16 protein-coding genes and 1 other annotated feature are annotated in these 17,899 nt (G+C 30.8%); of the genes, 2 read left to right on the top strand and 14 right to left on the bottom strand.

The genetic code is table 11. The features are described from left to right. A partial coding sequence (locus CLCOS_RS23220) for an IS3 family transposase (protein ID WP_430392620.1) occupies positions 1–79 on the top strand: 79 nt, incomplete at its 5' end. A gap of 115 nt (positions 80–194) precedes the next feature. Here the strand turns inward: CLCOS_RS23220 and CLCOS_RS17635 are convergent. The 8 genes from CLCOS_RS17635 to CLCOS_RS17600 all read right to left on the bottom strand — a co-directional run bounded on the left by CLCOS_RS17635 (position 195) and on the right by CLCOS_RS17600 (position 6,931). Continuing rightward, complete coding sequence (locus CLCOS_RS17635) at positions 195–623, bottom strand: hypothetical protein (RefSeq protein ID WP_013240055.1); 429 nt, start codon at positions 621–623, stop codon at positions 195–197. A gap of 123 nt (positions 624–746) precedes the next feature. Then, positions 747–1,028 carry a hypothetical protein gene (locus CLCOS_RS17630; protein ID WP_013240056.1) on the bottom strand — a complete coding sequence of 94 codons (282 nt, stop codon included), beginning with the start codon at positions 1,026–1,028 and terminating at the stop codon, positions 747–749. A 57-nt stretch (positions 1,029–1,085) separates the two neighbouring features. Continuing rightward, on the bottom strand, positions 1,086–1,274 hold the full coding sequence (locus CLCOS_RS17625; protein ID WP_063601468.1) for a hypothetical protein: 189 nt from the start codon (positions 1,272–1,274) through the stop codon (positions 1,086–1,088). Positions 1,275–1,387: 113 nt separating this feature from the next. Then, positions 1,388–2,611 (bottom strand): tyrosine--tRNA ligase, encoded by a 1,224-nt coding sequence (gene tyrS / locus CLCOS_RS17620; RefSeq protein WP_063601469.1) that lies wholly within the window; start codon positions 2,609–2,611, stop codon positions 1,388–1,390. Between the two features lie 55 nt (positions 2,612–2,666). Continuing rightward, positions 2,667–2,927, bottom strand: a binding site (T-box leader). A gap of 134 nt (positions 2,928–3,061) precedes the next feature. Beyond that, the gene (locus CLCOS_RS17615; protein WP_063601470.1) at positions 3,062–3,631 is read right to left on the bottom strand and encodes an RBBP9/YdeN family alpha/beta hydrolase; all 570 of its coding nucleotides are present in this window, start codon (positions 3,629–3,631) and stop codon (positions 3,062–3,064) included. A 424-nt stretch (positions 3,632–4,055) separates the two neighbouring features. Continuing rightward, the gene (locus CLCOS_RS17610) at positions 4,056–5,033 is read right to left on the bottom strand and encodes a permease prefix domain 1-containing protein (protein WP_063601471.1); all 978 of its coding nucleotides are present in this window, start codon (positions 5,031–5,033) and stop codon (positions 4,056–4,058) included. A 36-nt stretch (positions 5,034–5,069) separates the two neighbouring features. Next, the gene (locus CLCOS_RS17605) at positions 5,070–5,411 is read right to left on the bottom strand and encodes a PadR family transcriptional regulator (protein ID WP_063601472.1); all 342 of its coding nucleotides are present in this window, start codon (positions 5,409–5,411) and stop codon (positions 5,070–5,072) included. A 209-nt stretch (positions 5,412–5,620) separates the two neighbouring features. After that, the gene (locus CLCOS_RS17600; RefSeq protein WP_063601473.1) at positions 5,621–6,931 is read right to left on the bottom strand and encodes an Nramp family divalent metal transporter; all 1,311 of its coding nucleotides are present in this window, start codon (positions 6,929–6,931) and stop codon (positions 5,621–5,623) included. Positions 6,932–7,125: 194 nt separating this feature from the next. Between CLCOS_RS17600 and mntR the strand changes: the two genes are divergently transcribed. Next, positions 7,126–7,596 (top strand): transcriptional regulator MntR, encoded by a 471-nt coding sequence (mntR, locus tag CLCOS_RS17595; protein WP_013240063.1) that lies wholly within the window; start codon positions 7,126–7,128, stop codon positions 7,594–7,596. A gap of 229 nt (positions 7,597–7,825) precedes the next feature. Here the strand turns inward: mntR and CLCOS_RS17590 are convergent, their stop codons facing one another. The 6 genes from CLCOS_RS17590 to pheT form a co-directional block, all read right to left on the bottom strand. Continuing rightward, positions 7,826–8,842, bottom strand: a complete 1,017-nt coding sequence (locus CLCOS_RS17590; RefSeq protein WP_063601474.1) for an alpha-hydroxy-acid oxidizing protein — start codon at positions 8,840–8,842, stop codon at positions 7,826–7,828. A 121-nt stretch (positions 8,843–8,963) separates the two neighbouring features. Further along, positions 8,964–9,428 (bottom strand): DUF523 domain-containing protein, encoded by a 465-nt coding sequence (locus tag CLCOS_RS17585; protein ID WP_063601475.1) that lies wholly within the window; start codon positions 9,426–9,428, stop codon positions 8,964–8,966. 14 nt (positions 9,429–9,442) lie between these two features. Beyond that, a complete protein-coding gene (locus tag CLCOS_RS17580; RefSeq protein WP_063601476.1) occupies positions 9,443–11,803 on the bottom strand; it encodes an endonuclease MutS2 in 2,361 nt (786 codons plus the stop codon). Between the two features lie 56 nt (positions 11,804–11,859). Beyond that, positions 11,860–14,229, bottom strand: coding sequence for a DUF3656 domain-containing U32 family peptidase (locus CLCOS_RS17575; protein WP_063601477.1), 2,370 nt, complete (start codon positions 14,227–14,229; stop codon positions 11,860–11,862). An 82-nt stretch (positions 14,230–14,311) separates the two neighbouring features. Then, entirely contained in the window at positions 14,312–14,911 is a 600-nt protein-coding gene (gene zapA, locus CLCOS_RS17570; protein ID WP_063601478.1) for a cell division protein ZapA, read from the bottom strand. A 162-nt stretch (positions 14,912–15,073) separates the two neighbouring features. Next, positions 15,074–17,455, bottom strand: coding sequence for a phenylalanine--tRNA ligase subunit beta (gene pheT, locus CLCOS_RS17565; RefSeq protein ID WP_063601479.1), 2,382 nt, complete (start codon positions 17,453–17,455; stop codon positions 15,074–15,076). Between the last annotated feature and the right edge of the window lie 444 nt (positions 17,456–17,899).

Here is a 17,899-nt window from a genome sequence, read left to right as displayed (position 1 = left end):
CAATTTCTATAATACTAAGAGACTACAAAAAAGATTAAACGGCCTAACCCCAATGGAATTTAGGGCTTTATCCGTTTAAATAACTTTTATTATTTCCACTGTCTACTTGACAGGGTGCAGTTCATTTAAAATAATACGGTGCTTCAGTAAATTATTCACTTTTTAATTGTTATATTAAATAAGAAAACTGTTAATTAACTTTCTATATTCCATTTAACATTATAGCCACCTTGATGTTTTCCTTCAACTTGTATTTTGTAATTACCATTCTCATTTATATTAACTGTTTTAGTAATATGTTTTTTAGGATTTTCAGTGCTAAATAATTCCTTATTATTTTCATTTTCTAAACTTACTTTTAAGTTACCTTCTTTGGTAGTTACTGATACATCTAAGACCAATTTATCACCCTTTTTAAGACTTATAGGAGTATATTTGTAACCAATAAAACTAAAGTAATACATTATCATTCTATTCTTAGTATTATATTCAATGGATTTAGTAGATGTAAAACTTCCTCTTCCATTAGAATTACTAAAAAACATAGCTAAAAGTAATATTAAAATAAGTGATAAAATACACACTGGAATTGTAAGTATAATTTTAGTTCTGGTTCTTAACATAACCAATTATCTCCTTTTAACAACATTAATTACATTATACACCATATTGTTTAATTTTCAAAGAATATTCATATATTTGACTTTATAGATTAATGCATATAAACTTCATGTTGCGTACCAACATTATGCTAATTTTTTTGTATTAAGACATTCCTCAAGAAATATATGAATATCCTTATTGTTTTTTAAAGTAATAACTTTTTCTTTGTATGGGGAAATTCTATCTTTTAAATTGTCTTTTCCTTCATTATAATTTTTTGACCATTGCAACATACATTTAAGCATTTGGTATCGTGGATTATAAATACATTCTTCAATACCAAGTCGTTGCTTTACCCAGCGTTTAATAATCCTGTAATTCCCTAATTTCGGCGAAATTTCAAGTAAGATAATTGTATCTGCCATCTTTAACCCCTCTTCAAAACAAGATCTCCCTGTATCTTCGATACTCCAACTTGGTTGCTATATTATTGAATAAAACAGATTATCCCTTTCCTCAACGGGTCTTTTGCGATTACCCCAAGGGTTTAATTTATCAGAGATATGTACAATTTCATCAATTGGTTGGTAAAGGATTTTTAATATTAGGGACAATTTTTCTGCAAGTGTTAACTTGCCACTTGATACTGAACCAACGATATATATTTTCATATTTAATTACTTCTTTACATACAAATAACTTTTCTTCGTTATAAAGTACTATTCTGTACTAACTAACATTAGTATAAGTTGATTTTTTGCTTAGACCTCATGTATAGATATTACTAAACATTCCTTACCTTAACAAACTTAGACTTTCCAACCTGAATAACAAAACTATTACCTGAATTTTGCATTAGGAAATTATTATACTTCTTACCATTTATTCTTACAGCATTTTGATCTATAAGGCGCTTAGCCTCACTATTACTAGCTGCAATTCCACTTCCTGTAATAATTTTTACTAAATTCACCTCGTCATTTGATGCAAAGCAATCTTGAGACAAAATAAATTCGTCAATATCATTTGGAATGAGATTTTTTTGAAATACAGTCTTAAAATGCTCTTCAGCAGATTCTGCTTCACTTACTCCGCAATATAAGGTTGTTATTTCTTTTGCAAGCTGCATTTTAATATCCCGGGGGTTTGTTTCTGTATTATTAAGCTTTAACTTAATTGCTTCAACTTCATCTGGATGAATATCTGTGGCAAGTTCAAAGTATTTAATAATGAGATTATCTGGGATAGTCATTATCTTTTGGTAAATTGAAATGGCATCCTCACATATTCCAATATAATTTCCTAAACTTTTACTCATTTTTTCAACACCATCCGTACCTTCAAGTAAAGGCATAAATAAAGCTATTTGACTTTCCTGGCTATAATCTCCTTGTAGTGTACGCCCCATTAAAACATTGAAGGTTTGATCTGTACCACCCATTTCAATATCTGCCTTTACCGCCACAGAGTCATACGCCTGCATCAATGGATAAAAAAATTCATGTAATCCTATAGGTTTATTGCTTTTATATCTTTTCTCAAAATCATCTCTTTCTAGTATTCTTGAAACAGTAACTTTTCCAGCAAGCTTTAGCACATCTTCAAAATTAAGCTTAGATAACCATTCGCTATTAAACCTAACTTCTGTTTTATCTCTATCAAGTATTTTAAATACCTGTTTTTCATAAGTCCTAGCATTTTCAATCACCTGCTCCGTTGTCAATTGTCTGCGGGTTTTGCTTTTTCCTGAAGGATCACCAATTTTTCCAGTGAAATCACCAATTATGATTACTGCTTGATGTCCTAAATCTTGCATTTGTTTGATTTTTCTAAGTACAACTGCATGACCAAGATGTATATCTGGTGCAGAAGGATCTAGTCCGAGCTTAATTCTAAGAGGAATTCCTGAGGACACACTTTTCTCCAGCTTTCGCTTTAAATTTTTTTCGCTCACAACCTGACTTACACCTTTCATAATAATTTTAAACTGTTCTTCAACATCTTTCATTTCTGTCATCCTTTCTTATAAACAAAAAATTAAAAACTCCCGTCCGCTGCATTACGCAAAGGACGGGAGTTTTACTCACGTGTTACCACCTCAAAATTTATTTATACATCACTGTATAAACCTCATCGGGTACGGCACAAAAGGCTTATACCCTAGCGATGTAACGGTCGCACCCGGCAACAACCTACTAAGATATAAATCTTTTCAGTGTACCACTCAGAGATGTATTTCAAAATCTGTTTTCTACCCCTCTCATCAACCGGTAGCTTTCTGTTGAAAACTTATGATTTCTACTTCTTCTCATCGCAGTTTTGAATATTTAGCTCATATTATATCACTTAAATCTAATGCAAGTCAATTTTTATTAGATACTTTCATTTAAATGATCACTTATAAAATAAAAACATTATGAATATAATCACACCGACCCTAAAATTTACAATGAGAATATTAAGCATTAATTAAATTCTGGATTTCATTCAATAAAACAGGAAAATCAATATACCCATCACGAGCAATAAAATGCTTTCCTGATGAAAGGATCATAAGATTTGCATCTAACTCTTGGGCTAATTTTTGTGTTGCTTTGGTTGGAACAATATCATCATCTTTTGCAGTAATAACAATTCTTGATTGAACTAGACTTTTTATTCTTTCAATGTCAAGTGGTCCATCTACAAATTCTTGTAGACCTTCTGTTTGTTTCTCCATGGGATTTTCATTTATGAAACCTGAAACAAGTATTGCACCTTTAATTTTTATGTTTTTTTCAAGAATATAGCGAAGTGCCGTAACACATCCCAGACTATGACCAATAAATATCGTATTTTCATCAATATCCAAAACATTTTTACGAAGATGTTTAAGCCAGGATTCAAGATGAGGATTATCCGAATCAGGCATGTTAGGAATATGAATTTTAACAGGATTATTTTTAAACTGTTCTTTTAGCCATGGAAACCACTCTGCTTGATTGGAAGATGTATAACCATGAATAACATAAATATTAGTACTTTTCATTTTATTATTTCTCCTAATTATATAGATAATTTTTACTTCATAATTATTTATTATTTTGAATTTATTAATGTTTCATATTTCAAATATATTTATATAACTAAAAGTTGACTTATATTCGGAAAATATGAGAACAAAATTGAAAATCACATTCAAAAAATTTTTTAATAAATCTAGAGCTTGGCATTTTGAAAACCTATATGGATATTCTAACTTTAAAAAAAATCTAGAAGACTTTTATAAATTATATGATGCTTCTAGGTTCACCATAAAATTAAAGTAATCAATGTATTGAAACAAGGCGCACTAACAAGTAATGCGCCTTGTTCTTTTCGATAACTATAAGCTAAGTACAAATATGATATTGTTTAAAATAATCATTTAAAAGTCGCCCACGCTTAACTTAGTATGCCATAAATCAACAAATTTAAAATACTTTCCTTGAATTTATCTTTTTATATAAGATTGCAGATATTAATCCAGTAATAAGTATTGCTGCTATAGTAAATCTTGACATAAATTCAACCAAACCTTGTTTATCAAAGAGTAGATAAAATAACCCACCAGTTTCTAGAAAAACTAATACTATAAAAAATATAGGTAATTTTTTTTCTGAATAAATTATGCCTAAAAATGCTATAGCAAATACTATCCATGATGCAAGGTATAATATATAGCTATAATTTCTAAATTTACTCCAAATGCTCTTATAATACAAATCGTCATACTCAGCCATTGCTTTATCGTCTAGCTTATTTTGACTATTTGTATACTTGAAGGTAACACTATATTTTAAAGTTTTTTTATCCTTAGCATAAATATAAGGTACTTTAAAATCAGAATTCTTTTCTGACATTGGAATTTTATTTCCTCTATAATATGAAAATAATTCTTTATGATCTTTCCATACAGAACAATAATAAATGCCATTATTGTTTTGAGAATTATATTTATCAAGTTTTTCAGTTATTTTTTTTTCAGTGTCTTTACTAAAGTTATCTTCGTTTTTTAAAATATCCGTTATTTCAGCTACAACTATGTAGGAAGACTGTTTATAGTAATGGGTACCAAAACCATTTTTATAAAGGATATTCGAATTTTTATTATATGTTAACCCTAGTGCAGCGCCTATTAAGTAAATAATTATAGCACATAAAAACAAACACTTCCAAAACTTTTTCTGTTCTGAAATAATTAATGATAATTCAGCATCTACTTCCTTTACTGGTCCAAATTCTTTTATAGCAATATCAATACTATCATCTTCATTTAATCCCTTACTCTGGAGCTCTTTTGTTCTTTCATTCAAGTGAGTTTTCATTTCTTCTTTTAATATCTTAACATCTTTATCTTTATCATTAAAACTTTTATAAATTTGCTTAATGTAGTTATTAATTCTGTCCATGACCTTCCCCTCCCAAGCTTAATTTGAATCAACTCTTTACTCATCAGTATCTAAAACGAAACGGTTCATTATCTTTTGTAATGCCTTCCATTCTTTTGTCTTTTGTTTAAAAATCTCTTTTCCTTCTTCTAAAATTTTATAGTAACGCCTCCTTCCCCCGCCAGTATTTTTTTCATCATTCCAGTAGCCTTCAATGTAATTTTTCTTTTCTAATCTTTTTAAACATACATATAGTGTAGTTTCTTTCATTTGAAATTCATCATTAGACTTTTCTCTAATTCTCTTTGATATTTCATAACCGTACATATCCTTTTCATACAGAACTGACAGTATCATTGTGTCTATATACCCTTTTAAAACTTCCTTTTCAAATTTCATTCCACACCTCTTCTTTATAATAAGGATTACTTCATATAATGTAGTACATTTTTATGTTATCACAAACTACTGCATATTGTAAAGTAGTTTGTGATAACATTTCCATATTCTATTTAACGTACCCTGAATTTTAAAGTACGATAAACAAACCCTTACTTTCTAATTAACAGATTCACTTGCAAAATAATACTCAAAAATAAGAGAAAATATTATGCCTGCCCAGTAAACGTTAAGTATAAAAGTACTATATTTAGTAGTATTATTATTGTAGCTATTAGAAAACCTAACAGTCGTATAGAACCTTTATTAACTAAGATTCCCATCAAATCTTTACGTTTAGCTATAGTTAACATTTGGATTATTGGAAATGGCAAAATAAAACTAAGTGCTACCTGACTTAAAACAAGAGCATACATTGGATTAATTCCAAGTGAAATAATAATTAGGGCTGGTATCATTGTTATAAGTCTTCTTAAATTTATAGGTATACTTAAATTAACAAAGCCTTTCATTATAGTTTGACCTGCGAGAGTTCCCACAGCTGAAGATGATAATCCTGATACAAGCAATGCTATTCCAAATACACCACTTGATAAAGAACCTATTAAAGGTTGTAATGATTTATGAGCCTGTTCCATTGTATCTACTATCATTCCGTTTTTATAAAAGACTGCAGCCGATACTACAACCATTGCAGCATTAACAATAAAAGCTATATTCATAGCTATAGCAATATCTATTTTTTCCATTCTTAAATGGTTTAATTTTCCTTTATCTGACAAATCAATACTTCTATCTTGAACTAATTGTGAGTGTAAGTATATTACATGAGGCATAACTGTTGCACCAAGCATACCTACGGCAATTAACACAGCTTGACCATTAGGCAGCATAGGAATTATTGTATGGATGCCTACTTGACTCCAATCTGGTTTAGCAAGAAATATCTCTATTATATATGCAATAGAGATTACAGCAACAAGTGTTGATATTATAATTTCTATCATTTTTTGTCCATACTTTTCCATATAGCAAATTATAAATGTTATTACTCCTGTAAGAAGTCCCGAATATATCATAGGTATATGAAACAATAAGTATAGCCCTAATGTTCCTCCAAGAAATTCTGCTAAATCTGTTGCCATAGCTCCTAGCTCAGCAATAATCCAAAACACCCAGTTTACAGCTTTAGGGAATACCTTGGCACACATTTCAGGAAGATTGTGTCCTGTAGCTATCCCCAATTTAGCGGACATAGTTTGTAAGAATATAGCCATTATATTACTCCATAAAATTACCCAAATTAAGGTATAGTTAAATTTTGATCCTCCGCTAATATTAGTTGCAAAATTACCAGGATCAATATATGCTACACTTACAACAAAAGCAGGTCCTAAAAATTTTATTAATTCTTTTATTTTACCTTGTTCTATTACATTTTTCCTATTTATATCTTTTTTTATAGAGATATCTCCTGGTTGATTTAAACTAACATCAATTGAACTTTTTTCACTCTGCATTAAAATGCCACCCTTCTTATTAGATATGTTAATCACAAATAAAATAGTTATTACTAGTTAACCTTGTTAGCTAAGACTAAATTTTTTTCTAATATAAACTATGTAATAACAAAAAAAATGTTCCAATAAAGCAATTTTTTATTTGCTCAAACATATACTTTATTAAAAGACTACAGCTGAAAGTAGGTGAAAATATGGCTAAAAATAATTTTTACACTTTTAATGAATATATGAAAAAGGAAGATAAACATCTTACTGCTTCCATGGAAGATTATCTTGAGATGATATATAGGTTATCTTTAAATACAGGATTTACAAGAATTCATGAACTTTCACATGCACTTAATGTTCAGCCTCCTTCAGCTACAAAAATGGTACAAAAATTAGCAGAATTGCAACTTTTAAAATATGAAAAGTACGGAATTTTAATACTTGAGAAGAAAGGAAAGGCTCTTGGAGCTGAATTATTAAATCGTCACAATATTATTGAAAACTTTTTAAGGATACTTGATGTTTCAGAGTCTAATGTTTTGGAAGAAACTGAAAAAATTGAGCATACAGTAAGTAAGCAAACAACAAAATGTTTTCAAGATTTTTTAGAATTTATTAGAGATAACCCTGAAGTAATTAATAGTTTTAAAGCTTATAAAAATACTTTTAAATAATAACTGCACATCAGTATAAAAACTTATAATATTTCTATACTGTACAATAACATTAAGGACAGAAATGCCCTTTTTGGTTTTTACATTTTTCTAAACTATTTGTTTTGCTATTGTCAATAAAAATTTCGAGGGGAACCTTATAAGTAGTACCATTTCTTAATTCTAGATACAAAAAAATAACCCCTGATTTTATAATCAGAAGTTATTGATTTTCCCACTAAGTAAGATTCTATTTATAAAGTATTCTACCATCTACATTTTTAACAGACTTACATCCTGTTAAAACCATAGCTGATTTTAATTCACTCTTTAAATTTTCTACATAAACCTTTACCCCTTCTCTCGCACCTCCAAAGGATGCAGTTACAAAAGGTCTTCCTATAAGTACGGCATCTGCGCCTAAAGCTAACATTTTAAGTACATCCACACCGGTTCTCACGCCGCCATCTGCAAGTATTGTAACCTTACCTTTAACTAACTTCGCTATCTCTGGAAGTACCTCTGCCACTCCAGGAGTTTGATCTAAAACTCTTCCACCATGGTTTGAAACAACTATGGCACTTACCCCAGCTTTAACTGCAAGTTCTGCTTCGTCTGGAGTCATTATTCCCTTTAATATAAAAGGAAGTTTTGTACTTTCTACAACTTCTTTTATTTCTTCTAAAGTCTTAGGTCCCACAGGTTTTCCATGAAGTGCTAAAGTTATTAATCCGGCAGCATCTATATCCATTCCTACTGCAAAAGCTCCTGCTTTTTCAGCAAGTTTTATTTTACTTATAACATTTCTATTTTCCCAAGGTTTTATTACAGCTATGCCTTCTCCATTAAATTCTTTAAGCTTTTCAAGATTAGTTATAAGAAAAGAATCTACTGCTGTATCTCCTACCATAGGATATATTCCTGCATCCAGACATCCTCCTATAACCGAGGAAATATACTCTTCCTCAGTAAACTTTCCACCCATATTCAAAGTAGTTCCTGATACAGGTGCTGCAAAAACAGGTATGTCCATCTTTTTTCCAAATAACTCTATTGAGGTGTCAGGATCTTTAGCATCATGTATAACTCTCATATTTAATTTGCATTTGCTTAGTGAATTAAAGTTTTCTTTAAAAGAATCTCCTGTTCCCTTTCCTCCCATGCCTGGTACTTCTCCTGCACAGGCGTTTCCATTACAGGCAGGACATACCCTGCAGCTTCCATTTAAATTTTCCCTTGCATTTTTTAATACATCTTTATAGTTCATAATAATGCCGCTAAATATTAAATTTCTTAATATTTAACAGTTCTTCACCCCTTTCAAATAATATTTTATTTAAATATTGAGTTTAGGCATTTTCAGAGAACTAGTTAATTCATATAACAGCCTATTTTCTTTCAAATGCCTTATTAAAATCATCTTCTCCATATATCTTTATATGGTTTTTACTTAAAAGTTCTGCTGTTACTCCAGCACCTTCTATAATATTTCCACTAAAGCTTCCATCATATATTTTATCAAAACCACAGGATGGACTTTTAGACTTTAACACAGCTTCTTTTATATTACATGCCTTAGCTACTTTTAGAGTTTCATAGGCTCCTTTTAAAAATTCACTTGTACAATTTTCTCCAGTAGAACTCATTACAGCAGCTTTTCCATCTATAACATCTTTACCTGTACCGCCGCATATTTCGCAGGGATTTCTAGGAGTCTTAAGTCCACCTAACTGTTCCGGACATAAGGGCAGCGCCTTTCCTTCTTTCACGAGACTTAGTACTTTCTCACAAAGATTATTTCCTCCATTATATTTAGTATTAATACCGCACAAGCATGCACTTACTAATATCACTCCAGCCACACTCCTTATTTCAATTCAACTATTGTAACTCCTGTGCCACCTTCACCATATTCTCCAAGCCTGTGATTCTTTACATGAGAATGTTTCTTCAACATATCAGTTATAGAATTTCTAAGCACTCCTGTACCCTTACCATGTATTATGGTAACTTCTTTAAGTCCTCCCATGTATGCATCATCTAAATATTTGTCTGCAGTATAGGTTGCCTCTATAGAGTCCATTCCCCTTAAATCCACCGAACTTGAAACATTTCTCAAATTTAATTTAGCTTCTCTTTTTAACTTTTTCTTTTCACTTTTTGAATTACCATTAGAAGCTCTCAATTCTTTCAACTTCACGCTTATTTTCATGATTCCTGCTTGAACCTGTACTTCTCCTTTGCTGTCAGGTTTAGATAGTACCACTGCTTTTTGATTTAATGAAGGTATGAATACTTCCTGCCCTTCTTTTACAGATTTAAGCTCTTCTCCAGCATCATTTTTATTATCATACAACTTTTCTTCAGTTTTCTCTAATCTATCCTTGAGTTTTTTTCTATTTTCCTCTAATTTATGCCTTACAGAAGAAGTGTATCCCATTCTTTCCAGTTCTCTCATATCCTTTAGAATTTTATCTGCTTCTTCTTTAGAATTTCTTATTATTTCCTTTGCCTCTCTCTGTGCTCCAATAATAGCCTTATCTCTTATATTTTGAAGTTTACTTGCTTTTTCTTCATATTTTTCTTTGATTTTAGCTGCCTCACTTTTTAGTATTTCTGCTTCTCTAGCAAAAGTTTCAGCTTTTGATTTTTTTTCCTGAAGGCTTTGAATTAAATCTTCAAATTGTAAGGCATCGCTAGCTATATTTTCTCTAGCATCTTCTATTATAAACTCTGGTAATCCAAGTCTTTTGGATATTTCAAAGGCATTAGACTTTCCTGGTACTCCTATCATAAGCCTATAAGTAGGTCTCAGAGTTTCTACGTCAAATTCTACAGATGCATTTTCCACTCCCTCATTTTTTAAAGCATATACTTTTAATTCACTGTAATGAGTCGTAGCTACTATAGTGCATCCTCTTTTTCTTAAATTTTCAAGTATTGATACTGCAAGAGCTGCACCTTCTGTAGGGTCAGTACCTGCACCTAATTCATCAAACAATACAAGAGATTTTTCATCAAAATTTTCAATAATATTTACTATATTAGTCATATGTGACGAAAATGTAGATAAATTCTGCTCTATGCTCTGCTCATCTCCAATATCTGCAAATACCTCTGTAAAAAACCCTACGGTAGAATTCTCCCTAGCAGGTATCATAAGTCCACTTAGTGCCATGATGTGCAAAAGTCCTATGGTTTTAAGAGTTACAGTTTTTCCTCCTGTATTAGGTCCTGTTATAACTAAACAGCTAAAATTTCTACCTATATATACATCCATAGGTACTACTGTTTTTTTATTTATAAGTGGATGCCTTCCTTCTATAATATTAACTACTCCATTTTCACTTACATTTGGAATATTTCCATTTAACTCACTTCCAAATTTAGCTTTGGCAAATATAAAATCAAGTTCCCATATTATATCTGCATCTCTTTCAACCACTGTTATATTATCATATATTTGCTGAGATAGCTCAGCTAATATCCTATCTATCTCTGCTTTTTCCTTTAATTTTAGTTCCTTTATTTCATTGTTCAAATTTACAAGTCCCATAGGTTCTATATAAAGAGTTGCCCCACTTGAACTTTGATCATGGACAAGTCCTGGCACGGATGACTTATTTTCCGCTTTTACAGGAAGCACGTACCTGTCTCCCCTCATGGTATATAAGTTATCCTGCAGATAATCAGAGTAACTTCTTATAAGTGAATTTACCCTATCCCTTACTGAAGCATTTTTATCTTTTAAACTTTTTCTAATATTATAGAGAAGAGAACTTGCCTTATCAGATATTTCATCTTCGCTTTCTATAGCTATAAAAATTTCATCTTCTAAATTTTTTAAAGGAACAATACCTGCACATATATCTTCTATAATTTTAAAATGTTCTTCATCTTCTGCCACAGTTATATACTTCTGAATTCTCCTCGCAGCCCTAAGTATTGCTCCTATTTTAAGAATTTGTCCTGCCATTAATGTAGAACCTTTTCCTGCCATTTTTATACCCTGCCTTACATCATAAACCCCTTCAAAAGGAGGATTGCCTTTAGTTACAAGAAGTTTTAAAGCTTCTCTTGTTTCCTGCAAATGTTCTCTCACTTCATACAGGTTGTCATAAGGGCTTAATTTTTCTATTAAATCTTTAGCTGCTCCAGTATTTGCATAATCCTTTAATCTTTCCTTAACTTTATAAAATTCTAAAACCTTTAATGATTTTTCGTTCATTTAAATTTACCAATCCCTTCAGATCAAATGACTTTAATTTTGTGTTACCCGTAGCCTTACTCTATACTATTTTTATAATGTCCTCTGGTAAACTCACTAAAATCACCATGAAATTCTTCTTTTTCAAAGCATTCTAATATTTTTTTAGTCTTGCTATAATCTTCATCAATAAAATCTACTCTAAAACTATCAATTCCCATATTTCTAAGTTCTTCTATATTCGATATAAGGTTAGTTGCAACAGAATTATATATGTAGCTTCTGCAGAATTCATCCGTGTCTAATGGAAACTCTTTTTTCTTTCTGTCTATAAGAAAGAACTCTCCTTCTTTACAAGTGCCTTTACAATTTTTAGAAGTAGTTTTGCCTCCAAAAGTGCTTCCTATAGCACAGTACTCACTTACCATAAGCTCCACTTTCCCATATACAAACATTTGAGCTTTAAAATTACTATTTCTAATTAGCTCATTTATTTCATGTCTACTTAATTCTACACTTAAACAAGATCCATTCATAATTTTGCTATAAAACTCCAGTGCACAGCTGTTTGTTATATTTAACTTATAGTCACCTACTATATTTAGCTTATTTCTAAACTTACTTATTATACCTAAATTTGCAGTAACTATACCTTCAATTTTATCTAAGTTTTTATCTATAAATTTCTCTATATAATTAAATTCATTTTTAACTATATTGGGAACTTTAATATATATTTTTTTAGATTTAAGATTATTTAAATTATTTATTTTAATTTGTTTAAACGGATTTATGCATATGTGTTCAAAACTTGATTCCATCACTGCCTTCAATTGCTCATTAGTATTTACAAATACCATTTTAGGTGGTAAATATACTTTGTCAAAATTGTTTTTTAGCACAGGTACTTCATATACTTTTTTGCTTGAAATACTACTTTTTTTATTTTTATTTAGTATGTATTGTTTGATTTCATCTAAAAGCCTTCTTCTAATTTCATTTAAATCAGATATAGGTAAAAATCCAGGTTGAAATATTTCAAATTCTATGCTATCAAACTTAAATATATTATTTCCAGTTTTATTTAAACTTTTATATATTCTCTCTTTGCTCAAAGGCTGCTTTAGAGCCTCTTCTACTATTTGTCCTTCTACCCTAAAATCATTTTTATCATAATTGCAGTACAAAGTAACTGGCTTTCCAACTTCAAATCGTATTTTTAAACACAAGTTAATTTTCTTGCCATAATGATCTTCATATATCTTTTCTAACTTTTTAAGCTGAATTAAGTCAGAGGTTTTATATATCCTATCTCCTACTTTATAATTTGCTGGAGAGATTTTGACCCTTTCTCCCTTATAAGCCCTTGCAGTTTCTTTTCCGGACTTCACCAGTTTAGAAATAGTAAAACCACTAGTTCCAATTCTCACTCCATCTCCTTCTGATATATCTTCAGTAAGTAGAATGCTTTTATCACTATTTACTTCACCTATTTCTATACCTGTATTCTTAGGGAAAGAATACGCCATCATATCTTTTCCAGTATTTTTATACAAGTAAGCCTTTGAAAATCCCTGTCTATTAAATAATTGCAAAAGTCTTTTTTTACTACCTTCTATATAAGATAAATCCTTTAATTTTTTACCGTCTTGATAGAAATTATCAATGGCATTTCTATATTCTGATACAACTCCTGCCACATATTCCGGTCTTTTCATTCTTCCTTCTATTTTCAAAGAACTTGCTCCACTTTCTATTATTTCCTTAATATCTTCAATAGTACACATATCTTTTGGACTTAAAACATACCCCTTATGTTTACATTTATCTTTCTTATTTACAATTTCATAAGGAAGTCTGCAGGGCTGGGCACATCTGCCCCTATTTCCACTTCTCCCTCCAATCATACTACTCATGAGACACTGTCCAGAATAGCAAACGCAAAGAGCTCCGTGTATAAATATTTCCGTTTCTATTTTAAGAGTTTTAGATATATACTCTATTTCTTTTAATGAAAGTTCTCTAGAAAGTACTATTCTTTTAAAACCTAGTTTGCTTAAAGACAAGGCAGCCTCTCCATTATGTACTGTCATTTGAGTAGATGCATGAAGCTCAAATTCCGGAAGCTTTTCTCTTAAAAGAGATGCCAATCCTATATCCTGTATTATAAGGGCATCTACTCCTACATTATACAAAAATTCAGCATATTTACAAGCTTCTTTTAATTCCTTTTCTTTCATTATAGTATTTATAGTAACATATACCTTTACATTATATAGATGGCAATATTCAACTGCCTCTTTCATAGTTCTATCATCAAAGTTAGAAGCATAAGCCCTTGCAGAAAACTTATTTCCTCCAAGATAAACAGCATCTGCCCCTGCTTGAACTGCCGCATATAAACTTTCTAAATTTCCTGCTGGAGCTAATAATTCTACTTTTTTCATTATTCCATCTTCTCCTGTTTAAATATTTAAATTTATTCACTCACTAATAAAATCCGAACCAAGACCATCGTCAGTTCGGATTTCATTTTACTCCATTATTTAAAAGAGCATTTTTCTTTTTTCTCTCTTTTGCCAGACTTATCTGGTTTTCTTCTAGCTTATGTTGAAGATCTATTATTTTATACTTACCCGATTGTACTTGAAACTTCAGCTCCTTATTCTGTGCCACTATTTTGGTATTCTCATTCATATACTTTTGAGCTGTTTCTTTTATAATTTTTATTTCTTCTTCTAATTTGCTTATTTTTTCATCTTTTTCTTTTAAAGCCTCACTACTACTGCTATTCTTTAATTTTATTTTAAATTCAGCATTGAGTTCCTCCGTATACCTAAGCTGCTTTCTCAGAGATTTAATCTGATCCTCGTATACTTTTCCTACTCTTTCTAGCTCATCCACTCTTCCCGACAACTGGTCTTCTTTTTCCTGAGCTTTTAACATATCATCTGCTACATTAAGTGCCGATAAAACAGCTGCTGAGGAAGTGCTTAATTTGCTATTATTTTTTATAATGCTCTTAACTTTTTTATCCACATAACTTGCTACCTTATGTAGATATTCTTCTTGCTCGTCACCTTTTAAATTATATTCAACTCCATTTATAAAAACCGTCACCATACTCATTTAAACACCCTCTTAGATCATGCTGTTTCCAATTCTTTATAACAATATTCTATCACAAATTCTTCACATATGAAATATTTTATTTTACCTTAAAGAGCTAAAGTATTATAAAATAGGCTGGATGAACATTAAATTCATCCAGCTTTATTGATCAATGAATCCTTACTGTCTAAGTTGTGCTCCTAAATTATGCTCTAGTGATCTTATTATTTTGCTATGAACTTTATTAACTTCTTTATCTGTAAGAGTTTTATTCTCAGCTCTATAAGATATTGAATAAGCTATGCTCTTCTTTCCACTTTCTATCTGTTTTCCTCTATAAACATCAAACAATTTAACTTTCTCTAGGATGTTTCCTCCCTGTTTTCTTATAATGTCCTCCACTTCCTGTACCATTATATTGTCATCCACTAAAACTGCAAGGTCTCTAGAAACTGCAGGGAATTTAGGCAGTGGTGTATATTTCTTATCTGAATCAGCATGTTCATACAAAACATCTAAGTTTAATTCAGCAATATAACATCTTTCGTCTATACCATAATTTTCGCATACAGTTGGGTGGATTTCTCCAATCACTCCTGCTAACTTTCTATTTACATAAAGGGCAGCTGTTCTTCCAGGATGGAAAGTTGGATTATCGCTTTCTCTCTTAAAAGAAATCTTCTCTATTCCTAAGGTATCTAATATGTTCTCCACTATACCTTTTAAATTGAAGTAATCACATTCACCATACATTCCAATGGTTACAATATTGTCTTCTTCAGGTAAAGTATCACCATTTTCTAATGGAAGATACACTCTTCCAATTTCAAATAACCTTACGATTTCATTTTTTCTTGAATAGTTTCTACCTAAGCATTCCATCATAGACGGTAATGTAGTTGTTCTCATTATGCTATAGTCTTCTCCCAAAGGATTTTTTATAGCTACAGCATTTCTAAGTTTGCTATCTTCAGGTAAAAGTATTTTATCAAATACTTTTCTACTTACAAAAGAGTAACTTATGGATTGATTTAATCCACTTGAAATAAGTGTTTCTACCAATTTATCATCCAGCTTTTGCTTTGGATTCTTTCCTCCTCTTGTACTTACACTTTCTATTACAGTAGTAGGTACATTACTGTATCCATATATTCTAGCCACCTCTTCTGCCACATCTTCTCTTATATTTATATCTCCCCTAAAAGTAGGAACATCTATATGTAAAATGTCTCCTTTAAGCTGAGTTTTTAATTCCAGTCTATTTAAATAATCTACCATATTTTCCTTAGGTATTTCAGTACCCAAAAATTTATTTACCCAGTTGGAATCAACGTCTACGCTGTGAGATTCAACTTTTTCATCATATACATCAATAGTACCTTCCATAACTTTTCCTGCTTTTAGCATCTCAACTAAATTGCAAGCTCTGTTCATAGCAATTTCGGCTAAATTAGGATCAAGATCTTTTTCAAATCTACCTGAAGCTTCTGTTCTAAGTGCAAGTTTTTGTGAAGAAACTCTTATATTAGTACCATCAAAGTTAGCACACTCAAATACTATAGAAGAAGTATCCTCTCTTATCTCAGAATTAAGACCTCCCATTATTCCTGCAAGTCCGATAGCCCTATCTCCATCCTTAATGGTAAGCATATTCTGATCTAGTTGCCTTTCCTCTTCATCAAGAGTAGTAAACTTTTCTCCACCTTTAGCTCTCTCTACAACTATAGTCCCAGATTTTATCTCCCTTACATCATAAGCATGCATAGGTTCTCCTATTTCAAGCATTACAAAATTAGTTATATCAACTATATTGTTTATTGGCCTTACACCTGCTTCTAAAAGTCTCTCCTGCATCCATGAAGGTGATGGCTCTATTTTTACATCTTTTATGCCCCTTGCCATATACCTTTTACAAAGCTTATCTTTTATTTCTACTTTTAATGTATCTTGAATATTTTCGCTGCAGGAAGGCTTATAATCTAATTCCGGAATTTTGTAGCTTTCATTTAAAGTTGCAGCAGTTTCCCTTGCCATTCCTATAATGCTAAGACAATCAGGTCTATTTGAAGTTATCTCAAAATCCAGTATAGTACTTGTCATATCAAGTACTTCCTTTATGTCCTTGCCAATTGGCGTATCTTCTTTTAAAATCATAAGTCCATATACAGGTTTATCTCCTGCTATGCCAAGCTCTTCTTCAGAACAAAACATTCCATTTGACATAAGACCTCTTAATTTCCCTTTTTTTATCTTTACTCCACCATGAAGTGTAGAGTCATGAAGTGCTACAGGAACTATATCTTGTTCTTTCATATTAGTAGCAGCTGTTATAATTTGAATAGGTTCTTCTTTTCCTATATCTACCTGACATACAACAAGTTTATCTGCCTGAGGATGACTTTCTATCTTCATTATTTTACCTGTAACTACATTTTGGATTTCATCTCCAGTTACAATTGCCTCTTCAAGTTTTGAACCACTTAAAGTCAATCTATCTCCTAATTCTTTTCCTGGAATATCTATTTTAACATAATCCTTTAACCATTTTACTGGAACTTTCATACAAAAATCTCCTTTCAAACTTTTAATCTTTACAAACTTTCTAGTTAAAAATAAAATTATTCTCCGAGATATTTTTACAACCTTCAGCTCGTTAAATATTTTGATAAGTCTAAGTAAAAAATTCTAAAAAAGCTAAGGACTTTTGAAAACTCGTACCTCAGACAATTCAAAAGTTCTAAGTTTTTACGAATTTTTTCTAAGACTTATATACAAAATATTTAAAAGAGCTTCATTATTGTAAAAATATATCTGCGCATGAATTTTATTTTTAAGATAGAAATTAAACATAAGATTCTAAATGAAATTGAACCTATATCCGCCAATATGATGACAAAATTGAAATCACGTTTAAAAACTTTTTTAATAAGTCTTAGTGAGATATTTTAGAAAATCTTAGGAGTTTAGATATGTTTGAGGTACGAGTTTAGCTAAGCTTCTTAGATT

The sequence above is a fragment of the Clostridium coskatii genome (genome assembly GCF_001675205.1).
Classification (GTDB): Bacteria; Bacillota; Clostridia; order Clostridiales; family Clostridiaceae; genus Clostridium_B; species Clostridium_B ljungdahlii.
This window is presented reverse-complemented; position numbering and strand designations above follow the sequence as displayed.